This is a genomic window from Aeromonas sp. 5HA1 (assembly GCF_029237245.1).
GTDB classification, from domain to species: domain Bacteria; phylum Pseudomonadota; class Gammaproteobacteria; order Enterobacterales; family Aeromonadaceae; genus Aeromonas; species Aeromonas salmonicida.
On record NZ_JAACFW010000030.1, the window covers coordinates 1 to 18,453 of the forward strand.

At 59.5% G+C, this 18,453-nt stretch carries 17 protein-coding genes, 1 rRNA gene and 1 riboswitch; of the genes, 10 read left to right on the top strand and 8 right to left on the bottom strand.

What is annotated here, in order from left to right:
* The 5 genes from rrf (at position 1) to GWQ27_RS20200 (ending at position 5,493) form a co-directional block, all read left to right on the top strand.
* Positions 1–115, top strand: a 5S ribosomal RNA gene (gene rrf, locus GWQ27_RS20180).
* 297 nt (positions 116–412) lie between these two features.
* The gene (locus tag GWQ27_RS20185) at positions 413–862 is read left to right on the top strand and encodes a pullulanase (RefSeq protein ID WP_034523914.1); all 450 of its coding nucleotides are present in this window, start codon (positions 413–415) and stop codon (positions 860–862) included.
* Positions 863–1,071: 209 nt separating this feature from the next.
* The gene (locus GWQ27_RS20190) at positions 1,072–3,219 is read left to right on the top strand and encodes an adenosylcobalamin-dependent ribonucleoside-diphosphate reductase (RefSeq protein ID WP_275908178.1); all 2,148 of its coding nucleotides are present in this window, start codon (positions 1,072–1,074) and stop codon (positions 3,217–3,219) included.
* A gap of 9 nt (positions 3,220–3,228) precedes the next feature.
* Positions 3,229–3,912, top strand: a complete 684-nt coding sequence (locus GWQ27_RS20195; RefSeq protein WP_021139772.1) for a hypothetical protein — start codon at positions 3,229–3,231, stop codon at positions 3,910–3,912.
* Positions 3,913–4,122: 210 nt separating this feature from the next.
* Positions 4,123–5,493 (top strand): PhoH family protein, encoded by a 1,371-nt coding sequence (locus GWQ27_RS20200; protein WP_021139771.1) that lies wholly within the window; start codon positions 4,123–4,125, stop codon positions 5,491–5,493.
* A gap of 84 nt (positions 5,494–5,577) precedes the next feature.
* Here the strand turns inward: GWQ27_RS20200 and thiQ are convergent, their stop codons facing one another.
* The 3 genes from thiQ to thiB are packed head-to-tail and all read right to left on the bottom strand — an operon-like array spanning position 5,578 to position 8,844.
* Entirely contained in the window at positions 5,578–6,273 is a 696-nt protein-coding gene (gene thiQ / locus GWQ27_RS20205) for a thiamine ABC transporter ATP-binding protein (RefSeq protein ID WP_034523917.1), read from the bottom strand.
* Positions 6,260–7,867 carry a thiamine/thiamine pyrophosphate ABC transporter permease gene (thiP, locus tag GWQ27_RS20210; RefSeq protein ID WP_125596184.1) on the bottom strand — a complete coding sequence of 536 codons (1,608 nt, stop codon included), beginning with the start codon at positions 7,865–7,867 and terminating at the stop codon, positions 6,260–6,262. The genes thiQ and thiP overlap by 14 nt, the downstream gene beginning before the upstream one ends.
* Positions 7,864–8,844: a thiamine ABC transporter substrate binding subunit gene (gene thiB / locus GWQ27_RS20215; protein WP_275908179.1), complete on the bottom strand. Its 981-nt coding sequence runs from the start codon at positions 8,842–8,844 to the stop codon at positions 7,864–7,866. The genes thiP and thiB overlap by 4 nt, the downstream gene beginning before the upstream one ends.
* A 105-nt stretch (positions 8,845–8,949) precedes the next feature.
* Positions 8,950–9,040: riboswitch (TPP riboswitch) on the bottom strand.
* Between the two features lie 92 nt (positions 9,041–9,132).
* On the opposite strand from thiB, the gene GWQ27_RS20220 reads away from it, so the two are divergent.
* The gene (locus GWQ27_RS20220) at positions 9,133–9,423 is read left to right on the top strand and encodes a PilZ domain-containing protein (protein WP_021139767.1); all 291 of its coding nucleotides are present in this window, start codon (positions 9,133–9,135) and stop codon (positions 9,421–9,423) included.
* Positions 9,424–9,553: 130 nt separating this feature from the next.
* On the opposite strand, the gene GWQ27_RS20225 is transcribed toward GWQ27_RS20220, so the two are convergent.
* The 5 genes from GWQ27_RS20225 to leuA all read right to left on the bottom strand — a co-directional run bounded on the left by GWQ27_RS20225 (position 9,554) and on the right by leuA (position 15,333).
* Positions 9,554–10,483: a transglutaminase domain-containing protein gene (locus GWQ27_RS20225; protein ID WP_275908180.1), complete on the bottom strand. Its 930-nt coding sequence runs from the start codon at positions 10,481–10,483 to the stop codon at positions 9,554–9,556.
* 145 nt (positions 10,484–10,628) lie between these two features.
* Complete coding sequence (leuD, locus tag GWQ27_RS20230) at positions 10,629–11,228, bottom strand: 3-isopropylmalate dehydratase small subunit (protein WP_005311585.1); 600 nt, start codon at positions 11,226–11,228, stop codon at positions 10,629–10,631.
* A gap of 12 nt (positions 11,229–11,240) precedes the next feature.
* Complete coding sequence (gene leuC, locus GWQ27_RS20235) at positions 11,241–12,638, bottom strand: 3-isopropylmalate dehydratase large subunit (protein ID WP_275908181.1); 1,398 nt, start codon at positions 12,636–12,638, stop codon at positions 11,241–11,243.
* Between the two features lie 32 nt (positions 12,639–12,670).
* Positions 12,671–13,756 carry a 3-isopropylmalate dehydrogenase gene (gene leuB, locus GWQ27_RS20240; RefSeq protein WP_275908182.1) on the bottom strand — a complete coding sequence of 362 codons (1,086 nt, stop codon included), beginning with the start codon at positions 13,754–13,756 and terminating at the stop codon, positions 12,671–12,673.
* Between the two features lie 2 nt (positions 13,757–13,758).
* Positions 13,759–15,333 carry a 2-isopropylmalate synthase gene (leuA, locus tag GWQ27_RS20245; RefSeq protein WP_005311593.1) on the bottom strand — a complete coding sequence of 525 codons (1,575 nt, stop codon included), beginning with the start codon at positions 15,331–15,333 and terminating at the stop codon, positions 13,759–13,761.
* 407 nt (positions 15,334–15,740) lie between these two features.
* Here leuA and GWQ27_RS20250 point away from each other — a divergent pair, with 407 nt between their 5' ends.
* The 4 genes from GWQ27_RS20250 to GWQ27_RS20265 all read left to right on the top strand — a co-directional run bounded on the left by GWQ27_RS20250 (position 15,741) and on the right by GWQ27_RS20265 (position 18,289).
* Positions 15,741–16,364 carry a TetR/AcrR family transcriptional regulator gene (locus GWQ27_RS20250; protein WP_021139763.1) on the top strand — a complete coding sequence of 208 codons (624 nt, stop codon included), beginning with the start codon at positions 15,741–15,743 and terminating at the stop codon, positions 16,362–16,364.
* 126 nt (positions 16,365–16,490) lie between these two features.
* On the top strand, positions 16,491–16,994 hold the full coding sequence (locus tag GWQ27_RS20255) for a phosphatase PAP2 family protein (protein WP_021139762.1): 504 nt from the start codon (positions 16,491–16,493) through the stop codon (positions 16,992–16,994).
* Positions 16,991–18,100 carry an MJ1255/VC2487 family glycosyltransferase gene (locus GWQ27_RS20260; RefSeq protein ID WP_034283657.1) on the top strand — a complete coding sequence of 370 codons (1,110 nt, stop codon included), beginning with the start codon at positions 16,991–16,993 and terminating at the stop codon, positions 18,098–18,100. The genes GWQ27_RS20255 and GWQ27_RS20260 overlap by 4 nt, the downstream gene beginning before the upstream one ends.
* Before the next feature lie 36 nt (positions 18,101–18,136).
* Entirely contained in the window at positions 18,137–18,289 is a 153-nt protein-coding gene (locus GWQ27_RS20265; protein ID WP_010673158.1) for a hypothetical protein, read from the top strand.
* Positions 18,290–18,453 lie beyond the last annotated feature (164 nt).

Here is an 18,453-nt window from a genome sequence, read left to right on the forward strand (position 1 = left end):
CCTGGCGGCCATAGCGCCGTGGAACCACCTGATCCCATGCCGAACTCAGAAGTGAAACGCGGTAGCGCCGATGGTAGTGTGGCATTCGCCATGCGAGAGTAGGACACTGCCAGGCACCCAACACGAAGAACCCCGCTCATCGAGCGGGGTTTTTTATTATTTGAAATTTGAGTCTTTGGCACTCATCGCCATGTGATAGCCCCCTTACGAGACTTTCGCTCGATTCCCTCCCCGTATCTTGTCCCGCATTTTTTGCATCGTTTCGCTCGAAACTCATCCATTTATCCCAGTGGTTGGATATAAAAACCACAGAATGTGATGCCTCTACCTTTCTTGCGATGCCCGCTCTGCTTTAATTCGTCTGCTCACGTTCGATGGGCCAAGGAATCACAATAATTTGAGGAATGGACACATGTTCAAAAGAACAGTAACGATGATGCTGGCGGCGGGAACCCTGGTATTAGGCGGTTGCGCATCCCATGGTGGTGCAGAACAGGCGGCAGACAACAGCGATTTCGGTGGCAAGTCCATCTACCTGCGTGGGGAGATGAACGACTGGATGGCAACCGATGCGAGCAAGGTGGTCAAGGTCGCTGACAAGCTTTACATGGCCAAAGGCACGCTCAAGAAAGAGTGGGCTCCCTACAAGTTCAAGTTTGCCGACTCCGGCTGGAGCTGTGGCACCAACTTCGGTTACAAGAGCCCGAGTGACGGTGTCGCCGTGCTGGGTGGGGAAGCCGTGCCGGTCAACCCCTGCTCCAAGTACGAGGACATGAAATTCTCGCCGGATGCGGATGGGGTCTACGAGTTCTATCTGAATATGGCTGGCGAGACGCCGAGCGTGTACGTCAAGAAACCCTGAGTGCTTCCTGATCGCTAAATCTTTCAGAAAATGAATCAGTTAAATGCCTCGGCCCAGAAACCTGCTGGCCGGGGCATTTTTTTAGGATAGAATCGGCGCCCTCATGGCAGTGGCTGTACTATATATTGTGTTATTTTTTGCAAGTATCACTATTGGTTGTGTTTTGTCGCTGTCATGATGTTGATGCATTCACATAAGGTTGATTGAAAATGGCTAAATCCAACCCGGTGCTGGAGAGTGAACTCGGCTCTCGCCCCATCCCCCTGCAGGAAACGTCCCTCGAGATCTGGGACAGAAAGTATCGTCTCAAGAGCAAGGATGGGGCCCCGATAGATGGCTCCATCGACGAGACCTACCAGCGGGTTGCCCGCGCCCTGGCCGAGCAGGAGTTGGAGTCTGATGCCTGGTATGAACCCTTCCTGTGGGCGCTGCGCAACGGCGCCATCCCAGCGGGGCGTATCACCTCCAACGCAGGTGCCTTCGAGCACAAGCCGGCCACTTCAACCATCAACTGTACCGTCTCCGGTACCATCGAAGACTCGATGGACGATATCCTCGGCAAGGTGCACGAGGCCGGCCTGACCCTGAAGGCGGGTTGCGGTATCGGCTATGATTTCTCGACTCTGCGTCCGCGCGGCGCCTTCGTCTCCGGTGCCGGTGCCTACACCTCGGGCCCGCTCTCCTTCATGGATATCTATGACAAGATGTGCTTCACCGTCTCGTCAGCCGGTGGTCGGCGCGGCGCCCAGATGGGCACCATGGATATCCGTCACCCCGATGTGATCGAATTCATCCAGGCCAAGCGTGAAGATGGCCGCTTGCGTCAGTTCAACCTCTCCCTGCTCATCACCGACGATTTCGTCAAGGCGGTGAAGGAGGATGCTCCCTGGTCGCTGATCTTCCCCTACACCGCCAAAGAGGTGGAACAGGACGGCATTGCGCTGGACGATCCCGAAGTGGTGTTCTGGGCCGACTGGCCCAACAAGGAAGGGGTGGTCATCAACGCGCTGGGGCAGGTGGCCTGCAAGGTCTACAAGACCATGCCTGCCCGCAAGCTGTGGAACGTCATCATGACCTCCACCTACGACTATGCGGAGCCCGGCTTCATCCTGATCGACAAGGTCAACCAGATGAACAACAACTGGTTCTGTGAAGAGATCCGCGCTACCAACCCCTGCGGTGAGCAGCCCTTGCCCCCCTACGGAGCCTGCCTGCTGGGGTCGGTCAATCTGACCCAGTTTGTGCGCGCCCCCTTCACCGAGCAAGCTGCTTTCGATTGGCTGGGGTTTCGCAAGGTGGTGGCCATCTTCACCCGCATGCTGGACAACGTGGTGGAGATCAACCAACTGCCGCTGGCCAAGCAGCGCGAGGAGATCACCGCCAAGCGCCGTCACGGCATGGGCTTTCTCGGCCTTGGCTCTACCCTCACCATGCTGCAGATCAAATACGGCTCTGCGGCCTCCGTCGCCTTCACCGAGCAGGTATCCCTGGAGCTGGCCATGACCGGCTGGCAGGAGTCCCTGCGCCTGGCAAAAGAGAAGGGCCCGGCCCCCATCATGGAGCAGGAGTTCGAGGTGACCGGCAAGATGCTGCGACTGCGCCCCGAAATGGCGGCCGATGGCATCAAGCTGGGTGACATGGTGAAGGGCAAGGTGCTGCATGCGCGCTACAGCCGCTACATGCAGCAGGTGGCCGAGGTGGATCCCGCCCTGGTGGCCGAGCTGGCCGAGGTGGGGGGGCGTTTCACCCACCACAGCAGCATAGCGCCGACCGGCACCATCTCATTGTCGTTGGCCAACAACGCCAGCAACGGTATAGAGCCGAGCTTTGCCCATCACTACAGCCGCAATGTCATCAAGCCTGGCAAAAAGAGCAAGGAGAGCGTGGATGTCTACTCGTTCGAGCTGCTCGCCTACCGGGAGCTCATTAACGCAAGTGCCATGCCTTACACCGAGGATGAGGCCTGCCGTCTGCCGGATTACTTCATCACGGCCGACGACATCAGCCCGGCCCAGCACGTGGACATTCAGGCAGCGGCCCAGCGCTGGATTGATTCCTCCATCTCCAAGACCGCCAACGTGCCGACCGACTTCCCGTTCGAGCAGTTCAAGGATATCTACATGTATGCCTCAGACTCGGGGCTCAAGGGCTGTACCACCTTCCGCTTCAACCCTGAGGCCTTCCAGGGCGTGCTGGTGAAGGAGAAGGATCTGGAGAACACTCAGTACGAGTTCACCCTGGAGGATGGCTCTGTCATCTCCGTCAAGGGGAACGAAGAGATCGAATACGATGGCGAGCTGCATACCGCCGCCAACCTCTATGACGCCTTGAAAGAAGGCTATTACGGTAAATTCTGAGAACAGATTATGGTCAAGAAGATCGACAGGAAAATCGTCGCCTACAAGGTGAAAACCCGGGATGAGCCGCAGGAAGATCTGGCTCCGCAGGATGACGTGGTGCACATGCACGAAACCGTGCTGCGGCCGGAGCGGCTGATGGGCACCACCTACAAGCTGAAGACGCCGGAGCATGTCTCCGAGCACTCGTTGTTCATCACCATCAACGACATCATTCTCAACGAGGGCACGGTTCACGAGACCCGGCGCCCGTTCGAGATCTTCATCAACTCCAAGAGCCTGGAACACTATCAGTGGATAGTGGCGCTGACCCGCATCATCTCGGCGGTGTTTCGCAAGGGCGGGGATGTCACTTTCCTGGTGGAGGAGCTGAGATCCGTGTTCGATCCCAAGGGCGGCTATTGGAACAAGGGCAAGTATGTTCCCTCCCTTATCGCCGAAATTGGCAACGTGATCGAGACCCATCTCACCGAGATCGGCATGATCAAGCTGCCGGGGCTGGATGAGCATCAGCAGGCGTTTCTGGCCGAGAAACAGGCCGAGCTGAAGGCGGCTCAGGAAGCCGAAGAGCAGCAGGCCGGCAATGGTTTCCCGGCCAGTGCGGCGCTTTGCTACAAGTGCAATACCAAGGCGCTGGTGCAAAAGGATGGCTGCATGACCTGCCTCAACTGCGGCGACTCCAAGTGTGGCTGACAAGCCACTGAGCACTTGAACAAGACCGGCCACAGTGCCGGTCTTTTTATTGCTGCTTTTCTGTTCGAACGATCCTGCCGCTCAAGCGATTTGTTGCGCGATAGTAAAATCGGGCGTAGCGTTGGGGGTAATAAAACTGTCACGCTCGTGTGGTTTCAATGACATCTGAGATTCACACACGTGGCACCTTCAGTGCCAAGGAGGATGCTTATGGACAATACGGACCGAAAGCTGTTTATCCTGGATACCAACGTTCTGCTTCACGAACCCCTCGCCATCTACTCCTTCAAAGAGCACGACGTGCTCATTCCCATGACGGTGCTGGAAGAGCTCGACAACATCAAGGATCGCAACAAGGATGTCAGCCGCGACGCGCGGGTAGCCATTCGTGCGCTGGAAGACGTGTTCCGCGATGCAACGCCGGAGCAGATCACCCAGGGCGTACCGCTGGCGGGTGAGGCGAGCGGCAATATCTGTATCTTCAGTGACCACCATCTGCCCCAGGATGCCGAGGTGTTCACCGACAAGGAGGCGGACAACCGCATCATCAACGCGGCCCTCTATCTGCAAAAGCATGAGATGAAACGCCAGGTGGTGCTGGTGACCAAGGACATCAACATGCGCCTCAAGGCCAAGGGGGCCGGGTTGGCGCACGTCGAGGACTATCGCAGCGACCAGCTGATCGACGATATCCGTCTGCTTGCCAAAGGCTTTCAGGTGGTGCCCGGCAGTTTCTGGGAGCGGGTCGGCGAGTGCGACAGCGAGACCCATGGCCGCGATACCGTCCATGTGATCGACTCGAACTTGCTGGAGGGAGTACACGTCAATCAGTACCTGCTCGACGAGGAGAATTTCTTCGCCGCCAGGGTATTGAGCAACGATGGCCACAAGATCCGCATCAAGGATCTGGGCCGTGAGCGACTGATGTCACGCAAGGCCTGGGGGGTCCATCCCAAGAACGTCTATCAGGGCATGGCGCTGGATGCCCTGCTCGATCCGCACATCGATCTGGTGATCCTGACCGGCCCGGCCGGCTGCGGCAAGACCTTGCTGGCCATGGCCGCCGCGCTGGAGCTGGTGATTGAGAAGGGGATTTACGAGAAAGTCATCGTCACCCGGAATACCCCGGAGATTGCCGAGAGCATCGGCTTCCTGCCCGGCACCGAAGAAGAGAAGATGATGCCCTGGCTGGCGGCGGTGACAGATACCCTGGAGGTGTTGCACAAGCAGGACGAGAACATGAGCGGCTCGCTGAGCTACATCATGGAGAAGGCCAACATCCAGTTCAAATCGGTCAACTTCATGCGCGGGCGCAGCATCCAGAACACTTTCGTGCTGCTGGACGAGTGCCAGAACCTGACCGCATCCCAGATCAAGACCATCATCACCCGTTGCGGTGAGGGGACCAAGATCGTCTGCTCCGGCAACCTGGCCCAGATCGACTCCAACTACCTGAGCCCGGTGACCTCGGGTCTCACCTACATAGTCGAGCGTTTCAAGGATTTCGATGGCAGTGCCAACATCTTCCTGAACGGGGTGGTACGCAGCAAGCTCGCCTCCTTCGCCGAGGAAAATCTCTGATTTAACTGACTATCTTCATATGAAAAAGGGGAAGCCACTTGGCTTCCCCTTTTTTGATCCCGTCACGGGTTCAGCGTCCTGGGGTCATTGCCCAAGGTAGCGCAGCAGGCCGGGATGATCACTGTTTTGCAGTATATCCGGTGTGCCCTGCAGGGCGATGCGTCCCTCGTCGACAAACAGCACCTGATCGGCGATGAGCTGCGCATCTTCCGGATTGTGAGAGACCATCAGCACTGTGATGCCCTGCTCGCAGGCAAGCCTGGCCACCTCCGCCAGCATCTCCCGGCGCAAGGCGGGATCGAGCGCCGAGAAAGGCTCATCCAGCAGCAGCAAGGGCTTGCCACGCACAAGGGCGCGCGCCAGCCCGACCCGCTGTTGCTGGCCGCCGGAGAGTTGCTCCGGCAGCCGTGCCAGCATGTCGCCAAGGCCGACCCGCTCTGCGGCCTGCTTCACCTGCGCCTGCTGAGCCGGGCTCAAACGCAGGCCCGGGTGCAGGCCGATGGCGATATTGTCAAACACCGACAGGTGCAGGAAGAGGTTGTGATCCTGAAACAGGGTAGTGACCGGCCGCTCGGCAGGCCCCAGCGGCAGCAGATCTTCGCCGTCGAAGCTGAGGGTGCCGGACTCCACCGGCACGAAACCGGCGATCATGCCGAGCAGGGTCGACTTGCCCGCCCCGCTTGGCCCTATCAGCGCGGTGATCTCTCCCTTGGGCAGGGTCGCGCTGAAGCTGACTCGCCAATCGGGGTAGCTGGTGACCAGCCCATCAATGTTCAGCATTTTTTCCTCCAAGCCCGCGTTCTACCAGCCAGAACAGGGAAAAACAGAGCGTGAGCAGCAGCAGTGCGGTGGCGGCCGCCTCGGTCAGCCGGTAACTGCCGAGCTGCTGATAGAGCAGCCAGGGCAATGTGGTGAGCTCCTGGCTGCCAAACATGGCGATGGCGCCGAGATCCCCGAGCGACAGTATCATCGAGAGCGCCATCGCCAGTGCCAGCGGGCGGCGCAGCAGGGGCCACTCCACCAGCCGCAGGCGATGCAGACCGCGCACCCCCAGGCTGTCAGCCAGTCTATCGTACTGGCGCACCACCAGCTGCATGGGTGCTGAGAGGGTGCGCAGCACATAGGGCAGCGCCATCAGAGCGTTGACCAGTACCACCAGCCAGGGGCCGAGGGCAAAGACATCGGTAAAGGGCATGAACATGATGAAGAGGCCAGTGGAGAGCACCACCGCCGGTATCATCAGGATCATGGATCCGCTGGCTTCCCACAGGGCTGCGGCCCGCCGCTGACGGGTGCGTACCTTGAGGTGACGGCTGGTGAGCAGCAGGCCGCTGCCGAGCAGGGTGGCAAGGGTACCCGCCGCCAGCGCGATCAGCAGCGACTGGCCGCTGGCCTGCCACAGCTGCGCCGAGGCCAGCGCCGTCAGCAGGCCGGGATTGAAACCGGCCACCAGGATTGCCAGCAGAGGCGGCAGGAAGATGGCGAGCCCGGTGCAGAGCGCCACGGCATCCACCAGCACTGTCCCCGGTTGATGGCGATCCGGTCGCAGACAGGGACGATGGCTGCTGATCCGGCTGGCCGGTGTGGTCTGCAGCTTGTGTTGCAGCAAGAGCAGGGTGGCGGTCAGGATCAGCTGCACCAGCGCCAGGCCGCCGGCGGTAGCGAGGTCGAAATCAAAGCGCAGCGCCTGATAGACGGCCACCTCCAGCGTGGTGGACCTGGGTCCGCCCCCCAGCGCCAGCACTGTGGTGAAGCTGGTGAAGCAGAGCATGAAGATGAGGCTGGCAAGCCCCGGCAGTATGCCGCGAATGAGCGGCCACTCCAGCAGCCGGAAGATGTGGGAGGAGCGCATGCCCAGCTGGCTGGCGAGACGCCAGCTCGATTCGGGGATGCTCTCTATGCTCTGCAGCATGAGGCGCGCCGCCAGCGGCATGTTGAAGAAGACATGGGCCAGTAGTATGCCAAACAGGCCGTACAGGTAGTTGCCGGGATCCAGCCCCAGGCCGCGCAGCAGCTGTGATAGCCAACCCTGTTTGCCGTGAACCGCCACTATGCCGAAGATGGCGATGATGACCGGCAGCACCAGCGAGAGCCCAAATAGCTTGAGCAGCAGGCGTCGACCGATGAAGCGGCGCCGCGCCAGCGCTCTTGCCACCGGAATGGCTACACCTAAGCTCAGCAGGGTGGAGAGCAGCGCCTGCCCCAGGCTGAAGCCCAGCACATGGCGCAGATAGGGATCGGCCAGCAGGGTGCGGGGGGCCAGCGAACCGGCCTGCCACAGCAGGGCGACGAGCGGCCCCAGGGACAACAACAGGATCAAGAGGGTGGCTGCGCTACCCGGCAGCCACCAGAGGGGACGAACCTTGGTGCTCACTGGGTGACGGCTTGCAGCCACTCGCGGATCCAGTTCTTGCGATTGGCGGCCACCTCATTGCTGGTGAAACTCAGCGGCTTGCTGACTGTGATCATCTGCTCGAAGCCCTTGGGCAGCGGCGCATTTGTCACCGGATACATCCAGTTGCCGGCAGGGATCTCCTGCTGGAAGGCGGGGCTTATCATGAACTGCAGAAACTGGTCGGCCAGCTTGCCCTGTTTGGCGCTTTTCAGCTTGGCGGCCACTTCCACCTGACGGTAGTGCCCCTCTTCGAAGGCGGCGGCCTGATATTGGGGCTTGTTCTCGGCGATCAGGTGATAGGCGGGGGAGCTGGTGTAGGAGAGCACCATGTCCGCTTCCCCATCGAGGAACATGCCATAGGCTTCGGACCAGCCCTTGGTGACTGTGACCGTCTTTTTGGCAAGCTGGGTCCAGGCGGCAGGCACCTGATCGCCATAGACGGACTTCATCCACAGCATCAGCCCCTGACCCGGGGTAGAGGTGCGTGGATCCTGATAGATCACCTTGAGATCCTGGCGTTCTACCAGCTCTTTCAAGCTCTTGGGGGGCGTTTTGAGTTTGTCCTTGTTGTAGACGAAGGCGAAGTAGCCGTAGTCATAGGGGACGAAGGTGTCATCCTGCCAGCCACCCGGCACCTTGATGCCATCGAGCTTGGTAGTGTGCGGGGCGAACAGGCCGCTCTGCTTGGCTTCGCTCAACAGGGCATCGTCCAGCCCCAGCACCAGATCGGCCTTGCTGTGCTTGCCTTCCAGCCGCAGCCGATTGAGGATGGCGACGCCATCTTCCAGCGCCACGAGATTGAGGTTGCAACCGCACTCTTTCTCGAATGCCTGCTTGATCTTGGGACCGGGTCCCCATTTGGCGGTGAAGGAGCTGTAGGTATAAACGGTGAGGGTGTCAGCCGCGAAGGCCTGGGTACTGAGCAGGCTGGTGGCAACCAGCAGCAGGGTTTTCATCAAGCGGCACTCCCTGTTAGTAGTGAAGTGCCAACTGAGGAAATGTCATCAATGGCACTTCTTGCTATGAGTCATGAGGTGCCAGCGGATGAGAGCGCAAAAAATGAGCGCCATGCCTCAAATTCCTCCGCCAGCATTATCTGGATCAGGTTCACGGGTATAATCTCAGCGGTAAACCGCACCCCGTTTGAGAAACGAACCGCATTGTATTAACGTTCTTGGGGGGAGGCCAGCACAATTGTTCCTGCGGGCCATCGAGATGGCTTCGGCATAACAGAGGATGTTCCCGTGATCACCAGTACCAAGGAAAGACGCGCCTTCCAGCGCATGATAATCAACGCCCCCGTCACCGTCTTTCAGCAACAGCAAGTGCTGGAGGGGGTCTGTCGGGATCTCAGCGCCAACGGCATGGGGATCGCCGTCGCCGAGCATCAGCTCGATGTCAGCCAGCCCATCCGGGTCAGTCTGGCCACCAACAACAACCTGTTGCCGCCGTTCGAGGCCCAGGCCCGCATCATTCGGGTGCTGGAGGAGGAGGACGGCCTGCTGCTCGCCATCGAGTTTCAATCCCAGGCCTGAACCGGCTGAAGACGCCATTGCCTGTTATCGACCAGCGCTTGCTGGTCGATGCTATTTGGTCCCAAGTTAAATCCTTGGGTTGCCCACTTGGCTACTTGTTATCGACTTTTACCCGAGTGACCGACCTGAGTTACTCCTTGGCCTGAACTGGCTGAACGTTCAGTTGCTTGCTATCGATCAGCGTCTTGCTGGTCGATGCTATTTGCCCCATCGCAAACTGGCCCGGGCCGGTTGGTTCCAGCAACAGATAGCTTTCGCCTTCCCACATCAATGTCTCGTCGCCCGGTTTGGCTGGCAGGGCGACACCCAGCAGAGCATGCCCCGGCACGAACACCATGGCCTGTTTCAATTCAGGAAAGAGCTGGGCCAGCATGGCCGCCATCAGGGTAACTTTGCTGTCGCAATCCCCCCGGTTCTGCTCCAACACCTGACGGGGGCTCAAGAAGCCCTTGCCCGAGCGTCCTGACTGGCTGTCGAGCAGCTGGTAGGGGATGGCCTGGATGAAGTCGAGCATATGAGCCACCGTCTTCTGGCGAGCCTCCGTCTCGGTAGCGCCCTTCTGTTTGAGCTGTTCGGCCAGCGGGGCCAGCTCGGCCCGGCTTTCCAGCGCTATGCGTACATGATCCTGCTTGATGGCTGGGCCGCCGTCGGGCGGGGTGAAGGGCTGGAAGTAGTGCTGCATGAGCCATTGTGCCTCCAGCTTGCTGCGCTGGAGGGTGGCCCAGGCCAGAGCCTCCCGGGCTTTGTCCTGATTGCGGCTCTTCAGGTGCAGCTTCATATCGGGGCGGGAGAGGGTGAATTGCACCTCGGGAAATTCGGTGCCAGCCTGTCGCAGCAGGCTCTGCAACACGTCCTCCTGCATACGGGCAGGGCGATAGGCGATGAGCGGCGGCAACTTGCCGGTGTCCAGCCGATAGCTGAGCTGCTGGGCTTTGCCCTCCTTGTCTTGCCAGCCGACGTTGAGTTGACCGCCGTTGTTGTTGAAATAGGTCTGTCCTGCACTCGCTGAAAGCGCGAACAACAAGCTGAAAAGCAGGGGGATAGCCGTCGGTCTCTTCATCATCCTTTCCTGTCGGTGGTGTCGTGATAGCCCGCTATCGGCGCCCATGGCGGCGGGATAATAAAACAGGGAGCCAAGGCTCCCTGTTGATTCTACTCGCTTTATTTTTGATGGCCGCGCCTTGTTACAAGGGAATGCGATCAGTTCAGATCCAGCTTGGCTGCTTTGCTTCGAAGGCGCTGATGGTGGCCTCGTGCTGCAGGGTCAGACCGATGGCATCCAGCCCGTTGAGCAGGCAATAGCGACGAAACTCGTCGATCTCGAAACCAAAGCTGAGCTCGCCGGCACGCACCTGATTGGCTTCCAGATCCACCTCGATTTCGATGCCCGGCTGTGTGGCAACCAGCTGGAACAGGAGATCCACCTCCTCTTCTTTCAACCGCACAGGTACCAGACCGTTGTTGATGGCGTTGCCATAGAAGATATCGGCAAAGCTTGAGGCTATCAGGGTTTTGAAGCCGTAATCCGCCAGCGCCCAGGGGGCGTGCTCACGGCTTGAACCGCAGCCGAAGTTTTCCCGGGCCAGCAAGATGCTGGCTCCGGCATAGCGCGGCTGGTTGAGCACGAACTCGGGATTGGGCTGCTGGCCCGCATCATCGAGAAAGCGCCAGTCGTGGAACAGGTGCTTGCCAAAACCGATGCGGTTGACCTTCTGCAAAAACTGCTTGGGAATGATGGCGTCGGTGTCGACGTTGGCACTGTCGAGGGGAACGGCGATCCCTTTATGTTGTTTGAATCCTGTCATCGCTATTTCCTCTTACAGTGCGCGAATGTCGGCAAAGCGACCGGTGACGGCGGCGGCGGCGGCCATGGCCGGGCTCACCAGATGGGTGCGGCCGGCACGGCCCTGACGCCCTTCGAAGTTGCGGTTGCTGGTGGAGGCGCAGCGCTCCCCCGGTTGCAGCCTGTCGTTGTTCATGGCCAGACACATGGAACAGCCGGGCAGACGCCATTCAAAACCCGCCTCGAGGAAGATCTTGTCCAGACCCTCGGCTTCGGCCTGGGCCTTCACCTGTTCGGATCCCGGTACCACCAGCGCTTGTACGCCAGCGGCGACTTTGCGGCCACGGGCGATGGCGGCGGCGGCACGCAGATCCTCGATGCGGCTGTTGGTACAGGAACCGATGAACACCTTGTCGATGGCGACATCGGTGAGCTTCTGGCCCGGTTGCAGGTCCATGTAGGCGAGCGCCTTGCGGGCGGATTGCTGCTCCATCAGATCGCTGAAGGATTCCGGTGCCGGGATCGGTTCATTGACGGCAATCACCTGGCCCGGGTTGGTACCCCAGGTGACCTGCGGGGCTATATCGGCGGCGTCGAGGATCACTTCGGCATCGAAGTGGGCGCCCTGGTCGCTCTTGAGGCTCAGCCAGTAGGCGATGGCCTGATCCAGTGATTCACCCTTGGGGGCGAACTCCTTGCCACGGATGTAGTCGATGGTGGTCTGGTCGGGGGCTACCATGCCCGCCTTGGCACCCAGCTCGATGGCCATGTTGCACACCGTCATCCGCCCTTCCATGGAGAGGCCCGCAATGGCCTCGCCAGCGAATTCCACCACGTAGCCGGTACCACCGGCATGGCCAACCTGGCCGATGATGGCCAGCACCACGTCCTTGGCGCTGATGCCCTCCGCCAGCTTGCCGTTGACCGAAATGCGCATTGTCTTGGCGCGGCCCTGTTTCAGGGTCTGTGTGGCCATCACATGTTCCACTTCGGAGGTGCCGATACCAAAGGCAAGGGAACCGAAGGCGCCGTGGGTGGCGGTGTGGGAGTCGCCGCAGACGATGGTGGTGCCGGGCAATGTGATGCCGAGCTCGGGGCCCATCACATGGACGATCCCCTGATATTTGTGGTTGAGATCGTAGAGGCGAACCCCGAACTCCTTGCAGTTGTCGGCAAGTGTCTCCATCTGGATGCGGGCCATCTCGCCGGAGGCGGCGATGTCCTTGGTGGTGGTGGAGACGTTGTGATCCATGGTTGCCCAGGTCAGATCTGGGCGCCGCAGTGGGCGGTTCATGGCGCGCAGGCCATCGAACGCCTGCGGGCTGGTCACTTCATGCACCAGGTGGCGGTCGATGTAGATGAGCGGCGTTTCGCCGTCCACTTCGCGTACCACGTGGGCGTCGAATACTTTCTGATAAAGGGTTTTGGCCATTGCTCTGTATTCCTTGTTATGTGCTGGGTGGCTCAGATCCGTGCGGCGATCTGGGTGCCCATGTCGGCGGTACTCTGCACCGGATGGCGAGCATCTGCCCGATGCAGGTCGGCGGTGAAGTATCCCTCTGCCAATGTCTGGGCCACGGCCTGCTCGATGGCTTGAGCGGCGGCTTCCTGTCCCAGGCTGTAGCGCAGCATCAGGGCGGCGGAGAGGATCTGGGCGATGGGGTTGGCGATCCCTTTGCCGGCAATATCAGGGGCCGAGCCACCGGCCGGTTCGAACAGGCCAAAACCAGATTCGTTCAGGCTGGCGGAGGGGAGCAGCCCCATGGAGCCGGTGATCATGGCGCACTCGTCAGAGAGGATGTCGCCAAACAGGTTGGAGCAGAGCAGCACGTCGAACTGGGACGGATCCTTGATGAGCTGCATGGTGGCGTTGTCGATGTACATGTGGTTCAGCGCCACGTCCGGATAGGATTTGGCGACTTCAGTCACCACCTCGCGCCACAGGATGGAGGAGGCGAGCACGTTGGCCTTGTCGATGGAGGTGACCTTGGCTTTGCGAACACGGGCCGATTCAAACGCTATCCTGGCGATGCGCTCAATTTCGAAGCGATGGTACACCTCGGTGTCGAATGCTTTCTCGTTCGCCCCTTCCCCCTCTCGCCCCTTGGGCTGGCCAAAGTAGATGCCGCCGGTGAGCTCGCGCACGCAGGCGATGTCAAAACCGCGATCCGAGATGTCGGCGCGCAGGGGGGAGAACTGCTCGAGACCTGTGTAGATACGGGCCGGACGCAGGTTGCAGAACAGCTTGAAGTGGGCACGCAGGGGCAGCAGGGCGCCGCGCTCGGGTTGATCGTTGGGGGCCAGGTGCTCCCACTTGGGGCCACCTACGGAGCCGAACAGCACGGCATCGGCCGCCTCACAGCCCTTGATGGTGCTTTGTGGCAGCGGTGTGCCATGGTTGTCGATGGCGATGCCACCCACGTCGTGGCGATCATACTCGAGGGAGAAGCCAAACCTGGCCTGCACTTTTTCCAGCACCTTGACGGCCTCGGCCATCACTTCCGGGCCAATGCCGTCACCCGGCAACACTGCGATCCGATAACTGCTCATACTCACACACTCTCCGTATTTATCTTGTCTGTTTTTGTGACGTTGCGTTCCATCTGTTCGGCCACCTGATCGGCGCGCCAGATGCTGTTGATCACGTGGATCAACGCCTGGGCAGAGGACTCTATGATATCGGTAGCCAGGCCCATGCCGTGGAATTTTCGTCCCTTGTATTCGGCGACTATGTCGACCTGGCCGAGGGCATTCTTGCCCTCACCCTTGGCTTTGAGGGCGTATTTGTCGATGCGGATCTCGTAGCCGGTGATGCGGTTGATGCACTGGTAGACCGCATCCACAGGACCATTGCCGGTAGCCGCTTCGCAGACCAGATCCTGTCCGACCTTCAATTTGACCGAGGCGGTGGCCAGTACCGAACTGCCGCTTTGTACGCCCAGATACTCCAGCTTGAAGTGCTCCGGCTCTTCGTGGATTTGGCTGAAGAAGGCCAGCGCCTCCAGGTCGTAGTCGAATACTTGCCCCTTCTTGTCGGCCAGGGTCAGGAACTTGCCGTAGAGGTGGTCAAGATCGTAGCTGCTCTCGGCATAGCCCATGGACTCCATTCTGTGCTTGATGACGTGACGGCCGGAGCGTGAGGTCATGTTGAGGTTGTTCTGAGGCAGGCCAATGCTCTCCGGGGTGATGATTTCATAGGTGTTCTTCGCCTTGAGCACGCCGTCCTGATGGATGCCTGAGCTGTGGGAGAAGGCGTTGGCCCCGACGATGGCCTTGTTCGGCTGCACCGGCATGTTGCACAGCTGGCTGACCAGGGCGCTGGTGCGATGAATTTCGCTGTGGCGGATGTTGGTATGGACCCCAAGCAGATCGGCGCGGGTTTTCAGGATCATCGCGACCTCTTCCAGGGAGCAGTTGCCCGCCCGCTCGCCGATACCGTTGATGGTGCACTCGATCTGGCGGGCTCCCATCTGCACGGCGCCGATGGAGTTGGCCACCGACAGTCCCAGGTCATCGTGGCAGTGCACAGAGATGATGGCCTTGTCGATGTTGGGCACCCGGTTGAACAGGGTCTGGATGATACCGGAGAACTCGGTCGGAACCGTGTAGCCGACGGTATCCGGGATATTGATGGTGCGGGCGCCGGCCTTGATGGCCGCTTCCACCATGCGACAGAGATTATCAATCGGGGTGCGTCCTGCATCCTCGCAGGAGAACTCCACGTCGTCGGTGTAGCGCAAAGCGTGCTTGATGGCGCTGACCCCCATCTCCAGCACATCCTCGAAGCTCTTTTTCAGCTTGCTCTCGACGTGAATGGAGGAGGTGGAGATAAAGGTATGGATGCGGAAGGCTTCTGCGACCCGCAAGGCTTCACCGGCGGCGTCGATATCCTGGGGCAGGGCGCGGGCGAGGGCGCAGACCCGGCTGTTCTTGATGTGGCGGGCTATGGTCTGCACCGATTGAAAATCGCCGGGGGAGGAGACAGGGAATCCCACTTCCATGATGTCGACGCCGAGCCGCTCCAGTGCCTGGGCGATCTGCAGCTTCTCCTTGACGGTCAAACTGGCCGCCAGGGCCTGCTCACCATCGCGCAAGGTGGTGTCGAAAATGATGACCCGATCTGACATGTGACTTCCCTCTTCCTAAGTTCGGTAACGTGCATCCTGCGGCGGCATAAAAAAACCCGTGCAGGGTGCACGGGTTTTTGTAAATTCCGGCTATGCCTGAGCCCGGCTACAAGGATCCCGCGCGACTGGTCGCGATTAGGGAGAGTAGTAGTAGCGGAGCGGCAATATGCATGATGACTCAATCCTTCCAGTCGATAACGCTGTTACCAATATCGAGATTTTTATGCTGTGTCAACCCGGACTCACCGGTTCAATCCGCTGGTTTATTTAATCGGATTGTAAAGGAGTGCAAATTTACTTGTCCCATATTCGGCCCTTGCCCGATTATCTGGTCATTCCTGCTGTACTCGATCATCTATGCAATCAGATCGACTTATCAGTTTTTGCTGAATTATCTGAGGTATCCAATGGAAAAACGCAGACCTGGTCGTCCGGTCGGACGTTCTGACATTCGTGACAAGTTGCTTTGTGCCGCTCGTGAGCGTTTTCTCAATACGCCCTACAGCAAAGTCACTACCCGCGAGATCGCCGAGCTGGCCGGCTCCAATCTGGCGATGATCCATTATTACTTCGGCAGTAAAGAGGGTCTTTACAAGGCTGTGCTGGGCGATGTGGCCGAGCCGCTGGACCAGGCATGGCAAGACGAGATTGGCAACCGCAGCCTCAATGAGCTGCTCAATACCTACTATCAGGTGATGGCGCCTAACAGCGAACTCACTTCCGCCATCTCCAGCGCATTATCGACCGAGAAGAGTCCCGGGCGGGATTTTGTGCTGAATCGTCTGCTGGAACGTCAACTGCCCCAGTTTGATGCCTTGCTGGAGTCCATGAAGAGCAATGGCGAGCTGGGTGACAACCTGGATCCCGAGATGCTGAAGATCTCCTTTCTCAGCATGATGTGGCAGCCGTTCGTGATGAAGGATCTCTACGAGCAGGTGTTTGGTCTGACCGTGGATGAGCACTTCATGGCCCGTCTGGCGGATCACAACTGCCGGCTGATGGAAAACGGCCTGCGCGGCACCCTGAACTGATCATTTGCCTCGCTTGCGGTAAAAAAGGGCCATTCGGCCCTTTTTTCATAAATCTGTTATCCCTTGTTCAATTTAGTGTCACTCCATTGCCCTAGTCTGCACAGAGACTTCAGGGAAGGAGGGGTTATGAACAAGATCCAGCAATGGGACCTGCAGGTGTGCCGTATCTGCCTGCTCCACTCCTACAACCGGCCACAGGCCAGGATCAGTCGGCTCATCTCCCGCACCGGTGACGGGCCCCTCTACGCCGTACTGGCGACACTGCTCTGGTGGCAGGGGGAGGCGGAACGTGAACTGGTCGGGGTGGCTCTGCTCGCTTTTGCCATCGAATTGCCGCTCTATCTGCTGCTCAAAAATGCGCTGAAACGCCAGCGGCCGGTGGGTTTGCCGGTTTTCATTACCCCCTCCGATCGTTACAGTCTGCCCTCCGGTCATACCGCCGCCGCCTTCCTGATGGCGACCGTGCTGGCCGCCAGTTTCCCGCTCTGGGCGCCCTTGTTGTTTGTCTGGGCCGCACTGGTGGGGGCGTCACGTCTGTTGCTTGGGGTGCATTACCTGAGCGATCTGGTGGCCGGTGCCCTGCTCGGCGGTGGTTGCGCCCTGCTTGCGCTCAGCTGGCATCAGGGATGAGGATACTGTTTGGCGTGCAGGGTACCGGCAACGGTCATATCAGCCGCAGCCGTACCCTGGCTCGTGCACTGCGAGCGCAGGGGCTGGAGGTCGATTACCTGTTCAGCGGTCGCCCCGCCGATGGTTACTTCGAGATGGACGAGTTCGGCGACTACCGTACCTTTGCCGGCATCACCTTTGTCAGCCATGAGGGGGCCATTTCTGGCTGGCGTACCCTCAAGGGGCTCTCACCCCTGCGCTTCTGGCGGGATATGCGGGCCCTGGATTGTCGCGATTACGATCTGGTGATCAGCGATTTCGAACCGCTCAGTGCTCACGCGGCCCATCGCTGGGGCAAGCCCAGCCTTACCATCAGCCATCAGGCCAGTTTTGACTGGCCGATCCCGCGTTGGGGCGAGAGCGGCTTCAATCGCCAGCTGATGCGTCATTTTGCCCCGGTTCGCCAGTCCCTCGGACTGCACTGGTTTCACTTCGGTCAGCCACTGCTGCCCCCCATCATAGATCCCATCGTTGCACTGCCCGACAATCAGCAGATCCTGGTCTATCTGCCGTTTGAACAGACTGAAGCCATCGCCGCTCTCTTGTCGCGCTTCAATCAACAGCGTTTCGTCTGCTTTCACCCGGCCATTCGCAGCGCCAGCCAGTGGCGCAACATACGTTTCGAGCCGCAGGCACGGGAAGGATTCAAGCAGGTTTTGGCAGGTTGCCGGGGTGTCATTACCAACGGGGGATTTGAGCTGGCGTCGGAGGCGCTTTCCCTTGGCAAGAAGCTGCTGGTCAAGCCGCTGGGAGGGCAGTTCGAGCAACTGACCAACAGCAAGACGCTGGAGCTGATGGGGCTGGCCCACTTGATGGATGGACTGGATGCCAATGCGGTGCGCGCCTGGCTGGATGCGTCGGCTCCGGGCCAGATCCTCTACCCTGATGTGGCGGGCGAGCTGGCGAGCTGGCTCGCCGCCGGGGCAGAGGAGAGCGTGGCACAGCTCTCGCGCCGACTGTGGGCTCGCACCCTGTTTCCGGAAGAGGTGTGTGATCGCTTGAGTGAGCTGGAAGGGGGCTGCGCATTAAACAGCACTTGGTTATCGCAAGTGAGCGCCTTTGACTAGACTGAAAGGGATCCCACCAAGGAGAGGACGGACACAATGCGCTTTACCAATGAAAACGGCGATACCATGACACTGGCAGACAATCTGACACTGCACGAGCTGCTGGACATGGGGGTCAGCATCTCGGTCTGTGAAGAGACGGATCCGGATCAACAGATCTGGCTGGCGGAGCCGGAAGACGAACAGTAAGTCTGTGCTCTGCTCGACAGCCCACCCTGACGGGTGGGCTATTTTTTTCTTGTTTTTCTCATAGTGACAGCATGATCCGCTAGCCAGTCCCCCATCTTCCCCGCTTTGTTCCCACCCTTTTCACCAAGTCACTGAATGTTAATAGCTGTTTGAAATTTATGACT

Excerpts from the sequence above, each read along its gene's own strand:
- GWQ27_RS20185 (WP_034523914.1), top strand. The coding sequence starts at position 413 with ATGTTCAAAAGAACAGTAACGATGATGCTGGCGGCGGGAACCCTGGTA.
- GWQ27_RS20190 (WP_275908178.1), top strand. The coding sequence starts at position 1,072 with ATGGCTAAATCCAACCCGGTGCTGGAGAGTGAACTCGGCTCTCGCCCC.
- GWQ27_RS20195 (WP_021139772.1), top strand. The coding sequence starts at position 3,229 with ATGGTCAAGAAGATCGACAGGAAAATCGTCGCCTACAAGGTGAAAACC.
- GWQ27_RS20200 (WP_021139771.1), top strand. The coding sequence starts at position 4,123 with ATGGACAATACGGACCGAAAGCTGTTTATCCTGGATACCAACGTTCTG.
- thiQ (WP_034523917.1), bottom strand. The coding sequence starts at position 6,273 with ATGCTGAACATTGATGGGCTGGTCACCAGCTACCCCGATTGGCGAGTC.
- thiB (WP_275908179.1), bottom strand. The coding sequence starts at position 8,844 with ATGAAAACCCTGCTGCTGGTTGCCACCAGCCTGCTCAGTACCCAGGCC.
- GWQ27_RS20225 (WP_275908180.1), bottom strand. The coding sequence starts at position 10,483 with ATGAAGAGACCGACGGCTATCCCCCTGCTTTTCAGCTTGTTGTTCGCG.
- leuD (WP_005311585.1), bottom strand. The coding sequence starts at position 11,228 with ATGACAGGATTCAAACAACATAAAGGGATCGCCGTTCCCCTCGACAGT.
- leuC (WP_275908181.1), bottom strand. The coding sequence starts at position 12,638 with ATGGCCAAAACCCTTTATCAGAAAGTATTCGACGCCCACGTGGTACGC.
- leuB (WP_275908182.1), bottom strand. The coding sequence starts at position 13,756 with ATGAGCAGTTATCGGATCGCAGTGTTGCCGGGTGACGGCATTGGCCCG.
- leuA (WP_005311593.1), bottom strand. The coding sequence starts at position 15,333 with ATGTCAGATCGGGTCATCATTTTCGACACCACCTTGCGCGATGGTGAG.
- GWQ27_RS20250 (WP_021139763.1), top strand. The coding sequence starts at position 15,741 with ATGGAAAAACGCAGACCTGGTCGTCCGGTCGGACGTTCTGACATTCGT.
- GWQ27_RS20255 (WP_021139762.1), top strand. The coding sequence starts at position 16,491 with ATGAACAAGATCCAGCAATGGGACCTGCAGGTGTGCCGTATCTGCCTG.
- GWQ27_RS20260 (WP_034283657.1), top strand. The coding sequence starts at position 16,991 with ATGAGGATACTGTTTGGCGTGCAGGGTACCGGCAACGGTCATATCAGC.
- GWQ27_RS20265 (WP_010673158.1), top strand. The coding sequence starts at position 18,137 with ATGCGCTTTACCAATGAAAACGGCGATACCATGACACTGGCAGACAAT.